The following is a 15,523-nucleotide window of genomic DNA, read 5'->3' on the forward strand; positions in this document are numbered from 1 at the left end:
AACAGACCTTGGCAAAAGCGACCCTCACCGCCGTGCGGGGGATGAACGACATCCTGCCGCCGGAAACTGTTGCCTGGCAAAATCTCGAATCGGCCTTTCGCGCTGTCTTGGCGCTTTATGGCTGTGCCGAGATTCGTCTGCCTATTGTCGAACAGAGCGCGCTGTTTGCCCGCGCCATCGGCGACGTGACGGATATCGTGCAGAAGGAGATGTACACTTTTGCGGATCGCAATGGAGATTCCCTGACCCTGCGGCCGGAAGGCACAGCCGGGGTCGTGCGCGCGTTGATCGAGCATGGGGGGTTGCGTGGACAGACGCCGCGCCTCTATTACCTAGGCCCCATGTTTCGGCATGAGCGCCCTCAGCGCGGACGCTATCGGCAGTTTCATCAGCTGGGGGTCGAATTTTTTGGTATTGCCAGCGCCAGCGCGGATGCGGAAATCATCGCCTTGTCGGCACGGCTTCTGCAGGCGGCCGGAGTGCCAGCGCGTCTGCAATTGAATTCCCTGGGTACGCCGCAATCGCGCGCCGTGTATCGTGAAATTTTGCTGCAGTATTTGCGCCCGCAGGCGGAGCATTTGTGTAGCGACTGCCAGGAGAGACTGGAGCGCAATCCCCTACGCGTGCTTGATTGCAAGGTCGAGTCGTGCCAAGAGATCGCCAGGGATGCCCCGCAGCTGCTCGCGCATCTGGATCCGGAGTCTGCGGCCCATTTCGCACTTCTGCAAAAGCTGTTGCGAAGCATGGACATCGCTTATGAGATCAATCCTCGTTTGGTACGCGGCTTGGACTACTATCATCGCACCGTTTTCGAGTGGGTGGCGGAAGGACTTGGTGCGCAAGGGACAGTCCTTGCTGGTGGGCGTTATGATGCCTTGGTGGCGCAGTTGGGTGGTCCGGACACCCCTGCCATCGGCTTTGCCCTGGGGATGGAACGCTTACTCGCGTTGCGTGCCGCCAGCATGGGAGAGGAACTCGCCGCGTTGCCGCATGTGTTTCTCGGTGCCTTGGATGCGGAGAGCCTGGCAGCGGTATTCCAGCGGGCGGAAGAATTGCGCGCGCGGGGACTCCGAGTGATCAGCGCGGGTCCCGCCTCGATCAAGAGCTTGTTGAAACAGGCGCAGCGTTCCGGCGCTCATTATCAGGTGCTACTGGGTGCCGACGACCTGGCGGCCGATTCCGTGCTGCTCAAGGAGCAGGAGGGACTGGCACAGTGGCAAGGTCCTTGGACTGCTCTCGATCAAGGACTGATGCAGCTCGGCGTTGATTTCTCCTAGATGCCCCTCCATACTACGCGGCTCACGCCGTAGGCAAAAAATCATGACTGGCCCAGAGTTTACTGCATATCTTCAACGTCATCGCAAGCTGCTGATCGTTTTCTTCGTGCTGATCATTGCTGGAGTCCTGGCATTTTTTGCTTACGACAAATACCAGCGACATCAGATCGAGCGGGCTGGCGTGTTGTATAGTGAAATGAGTGACAGCCTAGCCTCCGGCAATGACGCGACGGCACGCGCCAGTGCCGAGACCCTGTTGCACAATTATCATTCGACGCCTTACGCGGCGATGGCGCGCTTCTACCTGGCTCGACTGGATACGGATGCAAACAAGACGGCTGCGGCTGAGGCACAGCTCGAAAAGCTGGTGTCGAACAACGATCTGCCGACGGGTCTGCAACCCTTGGCGCAGGCCAGCTTGGCCCGTTTATACATAGAGCAGGGAAAGAACCAGCAAGCGCTGCAGTTACTGCAGAAACCGGATAAGGCTTTTGCGGCGGTGGACTGGGAGCTGCGCGGCGATGCGGAGGCTAAGATGGGTCAAGGCGCCAAGGCGCGTGCCGACTATCAGAAGGCTCTCGCAGCCTTGCCCGCTACCGACCCCTACGCAGCATTCCTGCAGATGAAAATGGCCAATTTGGGAGTTGCCGGATGACGTATTGGAAAGCCAGTTATGGGCGTGGCGCATTGCGTGCTGCCGGTACCTTGGGCGTGCTCGTTGCATTGAGTGGCTGCGGGGTTTGGAATTGGGCCTTTGGACCGTCTGCCCCGCGTCCCCAACCCGTCAAGGCGATGCATCAGGAACACGTCAGCGTGACCTTTGCTACCGATTGGCAGGCGCGACTTTACGGTGACTGGCGCCTGGATCCATACAACGCAACAAAGATTCGCGTTACGGATAGCAAGATCTATCTGAGTGATGACTCTGGGCACCTCATTGCGCTGAGTAGCGCAGGGCGTCTGCGTTGGGTATATCGCCTGGATGGGAAAAGCCCACGTGGGCCGACACTTGCTGATGGTGTGGCCTACATCGGCTCTGATCGTGGCAGACTCTATGCCATCTCGGCCGAATCGGGCAAGAAACTTTGGGACGTGGAATTGGGTGCCGAACCCACCAGTCCGATTACGGTGGCCGATCATCGACTCTTCCTGCAGTTGTCGAATGGTCATCTCCTGGCCCTGAATGCCCATGATGGGGCGGTAGACTGGACCTTCTCCTTGCCGCAGCCGTCTTTGCTGCTGCGTCGCAGCAGTGGCATTGTGGTGGCTGGGCAAACTCTCTATACGGGGTTTGCGGATGGCAAATTGATTGCCTTGAACGTCGAAAATGGTGCGGAGTTGTGGCGGGCCACGGTTGCCATTCCGCATGGTAACAATGAATTGGCGCGTATGGTGGATGTTGCTGCCACTCCGGTTGTGGATGGTGATCAGGTGATTGCTGCCGCCTATCAAGGGAATATAGCTGCGTACAGCAGCAGCGGGGGCGAGGAAGAGTGGAGTCGACCCTTGTCGACGGTGATCACCCCCATTCTGCAGGATGGAAAGCTGTTCGTTGCCGGCAGTGATGGCCAAGTCTACGCAATGGATCCCAGCAGTGGCACGGTGGAATGGCGCAACAGCCGTCTGAAAGGGCAGTCATTGAGTGGTATGGCGCTCTGCGACGGCAAGCTGGTGCTGAGCAACTACGCTGGTCAGGTCATCACCCTGGACCCCCAAACTGGCCATCGCATGGGTCAGGAACGGGTCTCCAGCAGCGGCATCCAAACGGCCCCAGTCTGTGTCGGCAAAGGTCGGTTTTTGGTGCTGAGTGGGGTTGGCACCCTATATCAGCTCCAGTTTCAGCGGCCCTAAATCCGTATGGCGGCCATACTCGCGTTGCTAGGACGACCCAACGTCGGAAAATCGACGCTGTTCAACCGACTCACGCGCAGTCGCGAGGCCCTTGTCGCCGATTTGCCTGGCTTCACCCGCGATCGTCATTACGGATCGGCGCGGCACCAGGATCGGGATTTTTTGGTCATCGACACCGGCGGGTTCGAGCCAGAAGAGCGAGAGGGCTTGGTCGCAGCAATGGCTGGCCAGACCCGCCAGGCGATTGCAGAAGCCGATGTTCTCCTGTTTTTGGTCGATGCCAAAGAGGGGCTGTCGGCGCAGGATGACGAGATTGCCCGCGAGTTGCGGCGCAGTGGTAAACCGGTTTTGTTGCTGATCAACAAGATGGATGTGCGTCATGCCGTTGCCGAGTTGCCCGAGTTCCATCGTCTTGGCCTAGGCGCCCCAATCACCCTGTCTGCCGCCCACGGTCATGGCATGGATCAACTCTGGACGGCTATCACCGCTGCCATCCCAGAGTCCTCTGCGCCAGCAGACGCCAACCCGGAAATGGAAGAGGGGCCGGCCATCGCCGTGCTTGGCCGACCGAATGTTGGGAAGTCCACCCTGGTCAACGCAATGCTCGGAGAAAAACGAGTGATTGTCTTTGATCAGCCGGGTACCACCCGGGATAGCATCCGCATTCCCTATGAGCGGCAGGGCCGACGCTATGTCATGATTGATACCGCTGGCGTGCGGCGACGCGCGCGCGTTGGCGAGGGGCTGGAAAAACTCACGGTGCTCAAGACCCTGGCCGCCCTGCGGGAAGCGGACGTGGTGTTGATGGTAATGGATGCCCATGCGGGAGTCAGCGATCAGGATGCACATCTGGTCGGCGTGGCGGTGGAGCTCGGTCGTCCTATCGTGCTGGTACTCAACAAATGGGATGATCTGGAGCCCCGCCAGCGCGAGCGGATCAAGCAGGATCTCGAACGCCGCATGGTCTTTCTTCGCTACGCCCCATTCCATAGTATCTCGGCGTTGCATGGCAGCGGGGTAGGGGAGCTCTATCGTAGTATCGACAAGCTCTGGAAAAACAGTCAGCGGCATTTTTCTACCGGCGAATTGAATCGTTTGTTGGAGGACATCCTGACCAGCCATCAACCGCCCTTGGTGGCGGGTCGCCGCATCAAACTGCGCTATTGTCATCAGGGCGGTACACAACCGATCACCTTGGTTTTCCACGGCAATCAGCTCGATCGCTTGCCAGGTGCGTACAAGCGTTATCTCGAGACCGCCTTCCGCACGGCACTCAAGCTGGATGGGGTTCCTATCCGACTGCTCTTTCGTCAAGGAGAAAATCCCTACGCGAGCCAGGGAGCGCGGGCATGAATCTGGCGCAATCCTATCGCTGGTGGATACCTGCCTGGCTTTTGTATGGCGCTTTTCTGCTCCAACATTTTTCGGCAATGATACAACTACCCCCGTGGCACTGGCTTCCGGCCATCGCCTACGCCCTGTGGGCCGCCATTGCTCTTGGCGCCATTGCTCGTTCCTGGCCAACACTTACCCCCTATGGCTGGCGACCGCTGGTGATTTTTCTGGGCGCCATACTCTCGGGTATTGACGTTTTCAGTGGCCCAGGACCTGCCTCGGCACAGCGCATAGATCTCTGGATGACGGCGCTGATCGGTATCGCATTGGTCTCCATACTGGCGCGTTTTACCCCAGTAGCATGGAGTAGATTGTGGTTTGGACAGGAGGTGCGTCCTGGATCTCGTCCTGGTTCGCCACGCTGAGGCGGAAGACCATAGTAGCGATGGAACAGATACTAGTCGGCGCTTGACAGCGCGCGGACAAGAGCAGGCTGCAACCGTGGCACGTGCCTTGGGCGCCTTTGCCCTGCAGGAGGGGCTCGAAATCTGGTTCAGTCCCAAACTGCGCACGCAGCAGACGGCGGAGGCTTTGCAGTGCGAATTGCATGCGCCGATATTCCAACCCCAACCTGCCCTGGCTACTGGTGACTTTTCCCGGCTGGCATTTGCATGGCAGGAACGCATTCCCGGGCACTTGATCCTGGTCGGTCATCAGCCGTTTCTGGGTGACTGGTGCGCCGATCTTTGCGGACTGCACCTACCGATGAGCAAGGCCAGCGTGACCTTCCTACGCACAAAGGACGATGGCTCTCGTTTTCAATTTCTCGGACATCTGCGCGTGGAGTTGCTCCAGTTCCTGGCCCGCGCCTGAAAAGCCCGGCTGATCATGGTATCCTTTCGACGATGGGTCGTTGCCCGCGACTCGTTCATGATATCGATGTTGTCGATAAAAGGAGATGATCTATGTCTGAAAATCAAGCCCCCGATCTGGTAATCATCCTCATCACTGGTCCCGAGAATCCAAAGCGTTTACCCTCGGCCTTTTTCATGGCGGCGACGGCTGCTGCGGCAGAACAGCGCGTTGTCATGTACTTTACCGGTCCGGCGACGGAGCTTCTCGCCAAGGGCAAGGCGGAGACGATTTTCCCCATGCCCGGCGGGAAAAGCGTAGCCGATTTCATGAAACTTGCCGAAGATAACGATGTGCAAATGATTGGCTGCATGCAATCGCTGGAGCTGAATGGTATGACCAAGGACGATTTGGCCAAGGATCTACCGCTCCTGAATCCCAGTAATGCGTTGCCTACCCTCGCTGCCGCAGGTCGGGTATTGACCTGGTGAGTCTTGCCCTACGTGCCCGCTTTTCGGTGGGCACGTATGCATCCGTCGCGACCCTGGTTACGTAAACACCTAGGTACATCCTGAGACGGAGTGAACATGGCGGCCGCTATCCGCGAAAATATCCAAGACTCTTTGGTCTATCCCAGGGGGGCGCGTGTTCTGCACCTGGGCTTGGTCGTGCTGTTCAGCTTTGAATTGCTCAATTCCATTCTCGCCCTCTGGTTTCAACGTTTTTCTCTCTTTCAATGGCATATTGTCGCCGGCATTGCCTTGGCAATCTGGTTACTTATTTCCTGGCTGGTGTATTGGTCAACCGCGTGGGGCCGACAGTTGCTTTGGGTGTGGTACGGTCCACGCACGATTCAAGCTGTCATCCGAGATCTTGGCGCGTTACTGCGCGGCAAGTTGCCGGGACATGGTCCGCGGCCGGGTTTGTCTTCTTGGTGGCAGGGGATGTTCCTGTTATTGGCGAGCTGGGTAACCTTCACGGGTACTGCCGCATGGATGACCATGCAAGGCTATTTTACCGCGCCCGGGTTGACCCATTTAGGCCTGAGTTCGATGCGCTTGGGCACCCCAATCTTGTTGTACTTCTGGCTAGGGCATGTCGCGATGGCCGTCTATCATGCGCTACGGCGACAGCCCTTGTGGTCTATTTTCTCACTTCGCTGAGGGAGAACGACGATGCAACGGCGAGATTTTCTGCTTCAAACTTCAGGTCTCTTGGGAATTGCCGCGAGTGGATTGCTGCTGCCTGCGTGGGCGCGGGCGGGCACCATCCCCGTATTTCCCGAATACTACACCTACACCGGTTTTTACCCCAAAATCGACCCGCAGAACTACCGCTTGCGCTGTGGCGGACTCATTGCCAAAGAAAGCACCTTTACCCTTGCAGAACTCTATCAGCGCAGCAGATTGCCGATCGTTCGCACCTTTCACTGCGTGACGGGCTGGACCGTGGCGAATGTGCACTGGCAGGGTATCCAGCTGGCGGACTTTCTCGCGGAGTTGCAGCCACAATCCAACGCGCGTTTTGTGGTTTTCCACAGCGCTGACGGGGTCTATCTGGATAGTTTGACGATGGAGCAGGCGCGTGCACCGGGGGTGATCTTGGCGACGCATATTGCCGGCCAACCATTGCTCCGGAAAGGTGGTTATCCACTACGTTTGCTGGTGCCGCAGATGTATGGCTACAAGAGCGTAAAGTGGGTCAATCGCATTGATCTTACGGATGCGCGTCCTGAGGGAACTTGGGAACGGGATGGCTATCCGGCCAATGCATATATCAAGAAAGGCTTTCGTTGGAGCGATCTTCTCTAGTAATGCATGAACTCGTTTGTCATAAAAGTGTCACAAAAGGTTCATGATACTGTCACGAACTTTGGGTATGATGGCGCTCGCATAGAGATTTCAGACAACGAAGTCTCCTACTATGCTTGAGTACACTTGATAATGCCATCTTCGGAGGTTTTATGTTGCTACGTTCCAAGAAGACTGTCGCCAGCGCTATGAAGGGTGTTGTTGTTGCTTCCCTCCTCAGTCTTGCTGCCGTCGCCGCTACGCCCGCTGTTGCTGCTCCCCAGGTGAGCCTGTTGGAGACCGGTTCGACCCTTCTCTACCCATTGTTCAATCTGTGGGTGCCCGCCTACACCAAGATGCATCCCAGTGTGAAGATCACCACGCAGGGAACGGGTAGTGGTACGGGTATCGCGCAGTCCATTTCCGGTGTGGCACAGATCGGTGCTTCGGACGCCTACATGTCTGACGCGCAGGTAAAGATGCACCCGATGCTCAATATCCCCCTGGCCATCTCCATTCAGATGATCAACTACAACCTCCCGGGTTTGAACAACAAGCATATCAAGTTGTCTGGCCCAGTGTTGGCGGATATCTACTCTGGTAAGATCAGCAATTGGGACGCCCCGGAAATAGCCAAGATCAACCCGGGCATCAAGCTGCCCAACCACAAGATCATTCCGATTCATCGTACGGATGGTTCCGGTGATACCTTTATCTTCACCACCTACCTTTCTGATACCAACCCTGAGTGGGCGAAGAGTGTCGGTTACAGCACGACGGTGAGCTGGCCGACGGTGCAGGGTGGTATCGGTGCTGTGGGTAACCCGGGCATGGTCGAAGCCCTGAAGTCCACCCCCTATGGCGTTGCCTATATTGGTATTAGCTGGAAGGCACCGGTAGAGAAGGCGGGCCTGGGTATCGCCATGCTGCAGAATCGTGCTGGTAATTTTGTACTGCCCACGGTGGCCAATGCCAAGGCTGCAGCTGGTGAAATGGTCAGCAAGACTCCGGCGGATGAGCGTATCAGCTTGGTCTATGCGCCAGGGAAGAACGCCTACCCCATCATCAACTATGAGTATGCGATCGTGAAGAAGCAGCAGCCGAACGCCGAAACGGCTGCGGCAATGCGTGACTTCCTCAATTGGGCTTTGGACCCGAAGGGCGGCAACGCGCTGCACTTCATGGAAGCAGTGCATTTTGTGCCGCTACCTGCCAGTGCGGCGGAGTTGTCGCGCAAGCAGGTTGCTGAGATTCACTAAATCCCAGCGAGAGGGTGCCCGGGTCGTTCTGGCCCGAGCACCCATCATAATGAACGGCGCGGCCCTTTTTTTGGAAGTGCCGCGCGTTTATTATGGGGCGTCTCCGCCGGAGGGCGAGCATGAAAATTTCCGTTTTTCGTATCAGTTTGGTCGGTACTGCGAGTTTTTTGCCCCTCTCGCTGCTGGCCCTTGTAATTTTTCTCGTTACTTATTCCTGGCCGGCCATCCATTACAATGGCCTGGATTTTCTCTGGACCAATGACTGGAATCTGGGCAACCTCTACGGTAATCCTGTTGAGATTCACGGTCAGCAAGTCATGCCTGGGGCGCGCTACGGCATTTGGTTTCTTGTTGTTGGGACGCTGGCCAGCTCGTTTCTCGCCTTGCTATTCGCACTCCCCATTGCGGTGGGGGCGGCCTACTTTCTGGTAGAAGTGATGCCGAAATGGCTGTCTGGGCCCCTGGCATTGTTGGTCGACTTGTTGGCGGCGATTCCTAGTGTGGTCTTTGGTCTGTGGGGTTACGCCCTGCTGATCCCTTTTTTAGGCCAAACGGTTTATCCTTGGCTTGCTCAGCATATCGGTTTCATCCCGTACTTTGGCGGAAGTCCGGGGAGTGGCTATGGTCTGCTGACGACGGCTGTTGTCCTCGCCTTCATGATCATTCCCCTCATTTCCGCCACCATGCGGGAGGGAATCAGCGCCATAGAACCTTCCCTCAAAGAGGCGGGGGTGGGACTTGGTCTCAATCGCCTGGAAGTGCTTTGGAACATCACCCTGCCCAAGCTCAAAACAACCTTGGTCGGTGTATCGATCCTAGCCTTGGGGCGCGCTTTGGGAGAGACCATGGCCGTCGTCATGGTGAGCGGCAACGCATTGAATTATCTGCCGAATAATATTTATACACCCATTTCTACCATGGCGGCGTTCATCGTATCGCAGCTCGAGAGTGCCTTGCAGGACCCGACCAATATGGCGGTTGAAGCCTTGGCCGAGGTTGCTCTGGTATTGCTCGTTTTGACAGTGATCGTCAATATCATCGCACGGCTGATCCTGTGGGGAGCGAAAGTCCGATCATGAGCACTTCCAATCTATCTCGTGTCATGACCCAGAACACCTCCTCTACTGGCCATCGGCAAATTCACATTTCCTGGAAACGGCACCTATTCCGCGGTGTCGGTACAGTCTTTGTCTGGGCCAGTTTCGTCATTGTTGCCATTGCCTTTCTTTCCATCATCTTGGATGTCCTCATCAAGGCGCTTCCTGGACTGAAGCCTAGTCTACTTACTGAAGTCAGCAACGGGATGGGGGGCGGCCTGAAAAATGCCATCGAGGGGACTCTGGTGCTCTCCTTGGGGTCGCTGCTCATTGCCGCGCCGGTAGGAATTGCAGCAGGCATTTATCTCAGTGAATTTGGTAAGGGCATGGCCGGTAAATCCCTGCGTTTTCTCTCGGACGTCCTTGTCGGTGTGCCCTCTATTGTGCTGGGCTACGTGGGATATATCACCATGGTGATTTATCTCGGCTGGCAATTCTCCGTTGCTGCCGGCATCATCACCCTCAGCATCATGCTCCTGCCCTATATTGCCCGAACCACTGAAATGGCCCTCGGTAATATCCCGCAGGCGGTGCGCGAGGCAGGTTTTGGTGTAGGTGCAGGCGAGGGCACGGTCATTTTCCGGATTTTGTTGCCTGGGGCCATGCCTGCGGTGATGACTGGTCTGTTTTACGCCTTGGCACTCTCCATGGGGGAGACCGCGCCACTGATCTATACCGCCGGTTGGTCCAACTACATGTGGAATGGTCAGTTCACGAACCAGCCCATTGGTTATCTTACCTATGTCATCTGGACCTTTATCAACGAACCCTTCGAGGAGGCGCATATCCTGGCCTTCGCGGCTGCTTTTCTGATTACCATGGTGGTGCTCAGCTTGATTCTTCTGGGACGCTGGTTGATGGTACGTCAGTTGCGCAAGCGCGGCGCTTACGCCTAAACCGGAAAGCAAAAATCAGGGGAGGACGAATCCTGATTTGCGCAGCATTGCAGAAAGTCGAATCAGGGGGAGACCGATGATGGCGTTCGGATCCTCCCCTTCCATGCGATCAATCAGGCAGATGCCCAGCCCTTCGGCGCGCAAACTCCCTGCACAGTCGAAAGGCCGCTCCTTTTCGATATAGCGCCAGATTTCCTCTTCACTGAGTTTGCGTAGGAATACTCGATACGGGATCAATTCTACTTGTATAGATTTCTGTGGGCCCAGGAGGCAGAGCCCATTCAAGATCTCGACGCAGTTCCCCTGCATCGTCTGTAATTGCGCAAATGCCTGTTCGGCATTGCCGGATTTGCCAAGGAGTTCTTGGCCACAGCGTACCAGCTGATCTGCGCCAATCACCCAGGCATCGGGCATTTTGTCGCGGATTGCCGTCGCTTTCTCCTGCGCCAAGCGTTGCACCAGGGTCTCTGCTGTCTCGTCAGCTCGTCTGCTCTCATCAATTGCTGGGGACTCCCAGGTAAAAGGCAGATGGAGTCGCTGCAGGAGTTCCCGCCGATAGGGGCTGGAAGATGCCAGGATGAGCTTCATCTCAGCCGGTATTCCGTTGTCCGCCAGCAATGGCGTTGATACTGCGCAGCAAAGGGTCAAGCCAGGTCTCGCGGAACTCGGGTAATGTGTCTTCATTGCGATAGCGGCGGAGCAAGGCGATCTGGATGTGATTCAGGGGCTCCATATAGACATTCCGACGTTGCAAAGAAAAGGCCAACCCAGGGTCTTCACTCAGGAGTTTCTCTTGATTCTGCACCAATAGCATTTCTGCAAGACTGACCTCAAATTCCCTTTTGATCTTGGCATAAATTTGCTGCGCGGATACTTGATCGTTGGGCAGACTGGCATATTCAGCGGCCAAGGTCATATCTGCCTTGGCCATGGCCATGGTAATGTTGCCCAGCAAGGCGTGAAAGAAAGGCCAATGACGATACATATCCTGTAAGATCTTCAGTCGGTTGGGATCATCTCCACGCCATTGACGAATTGCGGAGCCTAGCCCGTACCAAGCCGGTAGCACGTGACGGGATTGGGCCCAGGCAAAGACCCAGGGGATGGCACGGATGGAGCTCATCGAGCGGTCACCACGTTGGCGGTGGGAAGGACGAGAGCCGATATTCATATGGGCAATCTCGTTCAGTGGGGTTGCCTCGTAGAAGTAGTCCATGAATCCCGGCGTATTCTCGATGAGCTCGCGGTAGACCGCTTCGCCGCCTTTGGTCAGGGCCGCCATCACCTCTAAAAAAGTGGGTTGATCGTGGGGGACGGTCTGCACCAAGCCAATGCTGGCCAGCATCAAGCCGGTCACGCCAACGGTAAGCTCATAGACAGCCGTTTCCAGATTGGCATATTTGAACGACAGCACTTCGCCTTGCTCGGTAATCTTGATCTGGCCGCGCACCGTATTTGCCGGCTGTGCGAGGATCGCTTCATGGGTGGGCCCGCCACCGCGTCCTACACTTCCTCCGCGCCCATGGAAGATGCGGATGTGGATGCGGCGACGATCGGCGAGAGCGGCGAGTTCCAGCTGTGCCTGATAGAGCGACCAACTGGAGGAGAGAATGCCGCCATCCTTGCAGGAGTCGGAATAACCCAGCATCACCTCTTGCGTATTTTCCTGGCTGCGCAGAATTTCGGCATAGATCGGATCATCCAGTAGGCGACCCATGACGGTTTCCATACGTTCCAGATCGTGGATCGTCTCGAAGAGGGGGGTAACCGCAATCTCGCTGTACAGCCCTTGACGTGACCAGCCAGCAAGCCCGAATTCCTTCGCCAGCACGAGGACTTCGAGCACGTGACTCGCCTCGTGCGTCATGGAGATCACGTAATTGCCGAAGGAGCGTTCGCCAATTTCTCGCCGCAGTTGGGCAATGCATTTGAACATCGCGCAGGTCTCTGCAGCCAGAGGAGAGAGTTTTTCCGGTGGCGATTCCACAATCTTGCCCGGCTTGCGTAGGGTGTTACTGAGAAGGGCCAATTTGTGCTCTTCTTCCATCTCGGCATAGCCTTGAAATTCAGGAATATTGCTGAAGAGCTCGGCGATGGTGCGCGTATGGACGGTCGATTCCTGGCGGATGTCGAGGGCCGCGAGATGGAATCCAAAAGTTTCTACCAACCAGACCAGATCCTGAACGGAATGATTGGCAATGTAGTCATCCCCATGACCGCGCAGAGAATCGCGTACCAACAGCAGGTCAGCAAGAAAATCCTGATCACTGGCATATGCCGGTCCACCGGCAGCAAAACCGCTACTGCTCTGACCATTTTCCAGTTGTCGTAGACGCAGATCGAGACGGGTCATCATGTACCGCAATTTGCGCCGGTAGGGTTCGCTGGGAAAGCGTTGATCTACCCACTCTGCGAGCTCTGGGAAATCATCCGCATCCTTCTCGAGGGAGGCCAGCAAGATCGGGGAAATGGCACAAAAGCGCGCGGAATGCCCCAACAGCGGGTAGAGCTCGGAAAGACGGCGCTGATACTCGCGTAGCACCTCGACACTTTGGGTGCGCAAGGTCCAGCCGGTGATCGCCGCGGTGACGTTCGGATTGCCATCGCGATCACCACCAATCCACGAACCGAAGCGCATGAACGCGGGGATATCGACCTGACTTTCGCCGAAGACCCGCCGCGCGGCGCGGCGCGCAGCGTGATAGGTCATGGGGACAGCCTGGAAGAGGCTGTCACGGAAATAGAAGAGGCCGTTCTCGACTTCGTCCTGTACCTGCGGGCGGTTGGTGCGAACCTCTTCCGTTTCCCAGAGAATCTGGATTTGTGCTTCCAGCTGGCGCAGTACGTCATTTTCCTCCTCATCGTTCAGAGAAGGGTCATCCAACGCCTTGCTGGTCAGGAAGATGCGGCGCAGGGCGTGCAAAACTGTACGCCGTTTGGATTCCGTGGGATGGGCAGTGAATACCGGTAAATAGCGAATCTGTCCAAGCAGATACTGGAGCTGCCCGGCATTGATGCCCTTGCGCTGCAGTTGCCGGAACGTTTCCTCGAAGGATCCTACCCAGAGACCACTGGCACGCTGCAGCAGGCGGCGCCGTTGCACATGCTGAAACTCCTCTTCCGCGATATTGACCAAACTGAAATAGGTGTTGAAGGCGCGGATGACGAGCACCAGGTCATCTTGGGGTAACGCATCAATAAAACGGGCGAGGCGTTGACGCAGCTTGGGATCGTCACGACGATGCAGTCGAATATAGCCTTGACGCAGTTGTTCGACGGCGCTGAATACCCGTTCCCCGGCGCGCTCTCGCAGCACGTCTCCGAGAATATTGCCCAAGCGTTTGACGCGAGCGCGCAGGGCACGATCGCTGGTCGGTTTCTTTGCGTCCAAAGGCTCTCCCCAATTTGGTATGGTGGCGTAAGCGCAAGAGGAAACTTATCGAGATTCCGTCGAGAGGTCAAAAGGCCTGTCACACCAAGCGTCGGGTAATCACTTGGTCATGGCGTCGCGCTGTGTTTTGAGATAGTCTAATATGCGTAGCCGATGGCATGATGCGAGTCAAAAAGGAGACAATAATGGCCAGTCAGCAAAAAGGGCAAATCTTGCAAGACCCTTTCCTCAATCTGTTGCGCAAGGAGCACGTTCCGGTCGCGATCTATCTGGTCAATGGCATCAAGCTGCAGGGGTTCGTCGAGTCCTTTGATCAATTCGTCGTGTTGTTGCGCAATAATGTCAGTCAGATGATCTATAAGCACGCCATTTCTACGGTGGTACCCAGCCGCGACGTGCGCTTGCCTCTCCCGGAAGCCGAGGGTGAAGTCGCTGGGGACGAGGCCAGCGACTGAGCCAAAGTCTCGATATCGAGCGTTCTCACCGGGATCGCTCCTTACTCATACACGTCGCTGGCCCAGGAGCATCGGAGGATGGTGGCGAGGAATTTCGCCAGCTGGCAGCAGATACCGGCGCGATCATTCTTGCGCTGTGGTCGGTTCCCCGCGCGCGTCTGGATCCTGCCACCTGTATTGGTCGTGGCAAGGTGCAAGAGATTGCCGATTTCGTGCGTGCCAATGATGTCGATCTTCTCCTCTTCGACCGTTCGTTGACCCCGATTCAGGAGCGCAACCTGGAGCGAGCCTGCGCCGCGCGGGTAGTGGATCGGGTAGGTTTGATCCTGGATATCTTCGCCCGGCGCGCGCGTACCTACGAGGGGCAGTTGCAGGTAGAGCTGGCGCAGCTGGATCATCTACGTACGCGTTTGGTGCGTGGCTGGACCCATCTGGAACGACAGCGTGGCGGTATTGGTTTGCGTGGCCCAGGGGAAACCCAGCTCGAGACGGACCGGAGACTCATTGGTGTGCGCATTCGTATTCTGCGGGAGCGACTGGCGCGCGTCGCAGCACAACGGGCCACACAACGGCGTGCTCGGGTCCGCGCGCCCGCGCCTACGGTGGCTTTGGTAGGCTACACGAATGCCGGCAAGTCCTCCCTTTTCAATGCATTGACTGCGAATGCACAGTATGCAGCAGACCAATTGTTCGCCACACTTGATCCCGCCATCCGCCGTCTGGCTGGAGCCAGCGGGGCCACTACCCTGGTCGCGGATACGGTGGGTTTCTTGCGCGATCTCCCGACAGAATTGATCGCCGCCTTTCGCGCTACGCTGGAGGAGGTGAATCAGGCGCAGTTGCTCTTGCATGTGATCGATGCGGCGGCACCGGACCGGGATGAGCAGATTTCTGCGGTGGAGAGGATCTTGGCAGAGATTGGCGCTGACGAGATTCCTCGCATTCGCGTCTTCAATAAGATCGATCTACTCGGCGAAGAGCCGCGCGAACGATTGGACGACGCCGGTAGGGTGAGCGACCTCTGGCTCAGTGCCCAATCTGGGGCTGGTGTGGAAAGAGCGCGCACAGTCATTGCGCAGCGAGTGCATGGGACGCGTTTGCGACTAGATTGTGCGCTGGGTCCGGAGGAGGGCGCGCTGCGCGCGAGCCTGTTTCAGGCGGGCACAGTTTTGGAAGAATATTATGACAGCAATGGACAGGGTCACCTGCTGCTCGAAATTGAGGAGCAGGTGTGGGCAGGCTTGCAAAAGCGGTATCGGGCAGATAGTTGTCAGCGAGCAGATCTGCCTTCTACAATGCGCCCATAGTCCGGCACAAGGA

Annotated in this window: 16 protein-coding genes; 14 read left to right on the forward strand and 2 right to left on the reverse strand. The window is 56.9% G+C overall.

The annotated features are described in order from the left end of the window. The first annotated feature begins 8 nt into the window (after positions 1–8). From hisS to pstA, 12 genes are all read left to right on the forward strand, one after another. Positions 9–1,277, forward strand: coding sequence for a histidine--tRNA ligase (gene hisS / locus M5D89_RS07810; protein ID WP_248885264.1), 1,269 nt, complete (start codon positions 9–11; stop codon positions 1,275–1,277). Positions 1,278–1,320: 43 nt separating this feature from the next. After that, positions 1,321–1,932, forward strand: a complete 612-nt coding sequence (locus M5D89_RS07815) for a YfgM family protein (protein WP_248885265.1) — start codon at positions 1,321–1,323, stop codon at positions 1,930–1,932. Beyond that, on the forward strand, positions 1,929–3,128 hold the full coding sequence (gene bamB, locus M5D89_RS07820; RefSeq protein ID WP_248885266.1) for an outer membrane protein assembly factor BamB: 1,200 nt from the start codon (positions 1,929–1,931) through the stop codon (positions 3,126–3,128). Before M5D89_RS07815 ends, bamB begins: the two co-directional genes overlap by 4 nt. 6 nt (positions 3,129–3,134) lie before the next feature. Continuing rightward, the gene (gene der, locus M5D89_RS07825; protein WP_248885267.1) at positions 3,135–4,481 is read left to right on the forward strand and encodes a ribosome biogenesis GTPase Der; all 1,347 of its coding nucleotides are present in this window, start codon (positions 3,135–3,137) and stop codon (positions 4,479–4,481) included. Next, entirely contained in the window at positions 4,478–4,888 is a 411-nt protein-coding gene (locus tag M5D89_RS07830) for a hypothetical protein (protein ID WP_248885268.1), read from the forward strand. The genes der and M5D89_RS07830 overlap by 4 nt, the downstream gene beginning before the upstream one ends. Continuing rightward, positions 4,842–5,336, forward strand: coding sequence for a SixA phosphatase family protein (locus tag M5D89_RS07835; RefSeq protein ID WP_248885269.1), 495 nt, complete (start codon positions 4,842–4,844; stop codon positions 5,334–5,336). The genes M5D89_RS07830 and M5D89_RS07835 overlap by 47 nt, the downstream gene beginning before the upstream one ends. A gap of 92 nt (positions 5,337–5,428) precedes the next feature. Continuing rightward, positions 5,429–5,806 (forward strand): DsrE family protein, encoded by a 378-nt coding sequence (locus M5D89_RS07840; RefSeq protein ID WP_248885270.1) that lies wholly within the window; start codon positions 5,429–5,431, stop codon positions 5,804–5,806. Positions 5,807–5,902: 96 nt separating this feature from the next. Continuing rightward, positions 5,903–6,478 (forward strand): cytochrome b/b6 domain-containing protein, encoded by a 576-nt coding sequence (locus tag M5D89_RS07845; protein ID WP_248885271.1) that lies wholly within the window; start codon positions 5,903–5,905, stop codon positions 6,476–6,478. A gap of 12 nt (positions 6,479–6,490) precedes the next feature. Further along, a complete protein-coding gene (locus M5D89_RS07850; protein ID WP_248885272.1) occupies positions 6,491–7,126 on the forward strand; it encodes a molybdopterin-dependent oxidoreductase in 636 nt (211 codons plus the stop codon). A 152-nt stretch (positions 7,127–7,278) separates the two neighbouring features. Beyond that, positions 7,279–8,364, forward strand: a complete 1,086-nt coding sequence (pstS, locus tag M5D89_RS07855) for a phosphate ABC transporter substrate-binding protein PstS (protein WP_248885273.1) — start codon at positions 7,279–7,281, stop codon at positions 8,362–8,364. A 119-nt stretch (positions 8,365–8,483) separates the two neighbouring features. Next, positions 8,484–9,443, forward strand: a complete 960-nt coding sequence (gene pstC, locus M5D89_RS07860) for a phosphate ABC transporter permease subunit PstC (protein WP_248885274.1) — start codon at positions 8,484–8,486, stop codon at positions 9,441–9,443. Next, complete coding sequence (pstA, locus tag M5D89_RS07865; RefSeq protein WP_248885275.1) at positions 9,440–10,357, forward strand: phosphate ABC transporter permease PstA; 918 nt, start codon at positions 9,440–9,442, stop codon at positions 10,355–10,357. The genes pstC and pstA overlap by 4 nt, the downstream gene beginning before the upstream one ends. A 15-nt stretch (positions 10,358–10,372) precedes the next feature. On the opposite strand, the gene M5D89_RS07870 is transcribed toward pstA, so the two are convergent. Both M5D89_RS07870 and ppc read right to left on the reverse strand, forming a co-directional pair. Beyond that, the gene (locus tag M5D89_RS07870; protein ID WP_248885276.1) at positions 10,373–10,945 is read right to left on the reverse strand and encodes a Maf family protein; all 573 of its coding nucleotides are present in this window, start codon (positions 10,943–10,945) and stop codon (positions 10,373–10,375) included. A 1-nt stretch (position 10,946) separates the two neighbouring features. Beyond that, positions 10,947–13,748, reverse strand: a complete 2,802-nt coding sequence (gene ppc / locus M5D89_RS07875; protein WP_248885277.1) for a phosphoenolpyruvate carboxylase — start codon at positions 13,746–13,748, stop codon at positions 10,947–10,949. A 185-nt stretch (positions 13,749–13,933) separates the two neighbouring features. On the opposite strand from ppc, the gene hfq reads away from it, so the two are divergent. Together hfq and hflX are read left to right on the forward strand one after the other, a co-directional pair. After that, the gene (hfq, locus tag M5D89_RS07880; protein ID WP_248885278.1) at positions 13,934–14,203 is read left to right on the forward strand and encodes an RNA chaperone Hfq; all 270 of its coding nucleotides are present in this window, start codon (positions 13,934–13,936) and stop codon (positions 14,201–14,203) included. Between the two features lie 47 nt (positions 14,204–14,250). Continuing rightward, positions 14,251–15,510 (forward strand): ribosome rescue GTPase HflX, encoded by a 1,260-nt coding sequence (gene hflX, locus M5D89_RS07885; protein WP_248886450.1) that lies wholly within the window; start codon positions 14,251–14,253, stop codon positions 15,508–15,510. Positions 15,511–15,523: the final 13 nt, after the last annotated feature.

This window comes from Acidithiobacillus acidisediminis, assembly GCF_023277115.1.
Lineage (GTDB): Bacteria > Pseudomonadota > Gammaproteobacteria > Acidithiobacillales > Acidithiobacillaceae > Igneacidithiobacillus > Igneacidithiobacillus acidisediminis.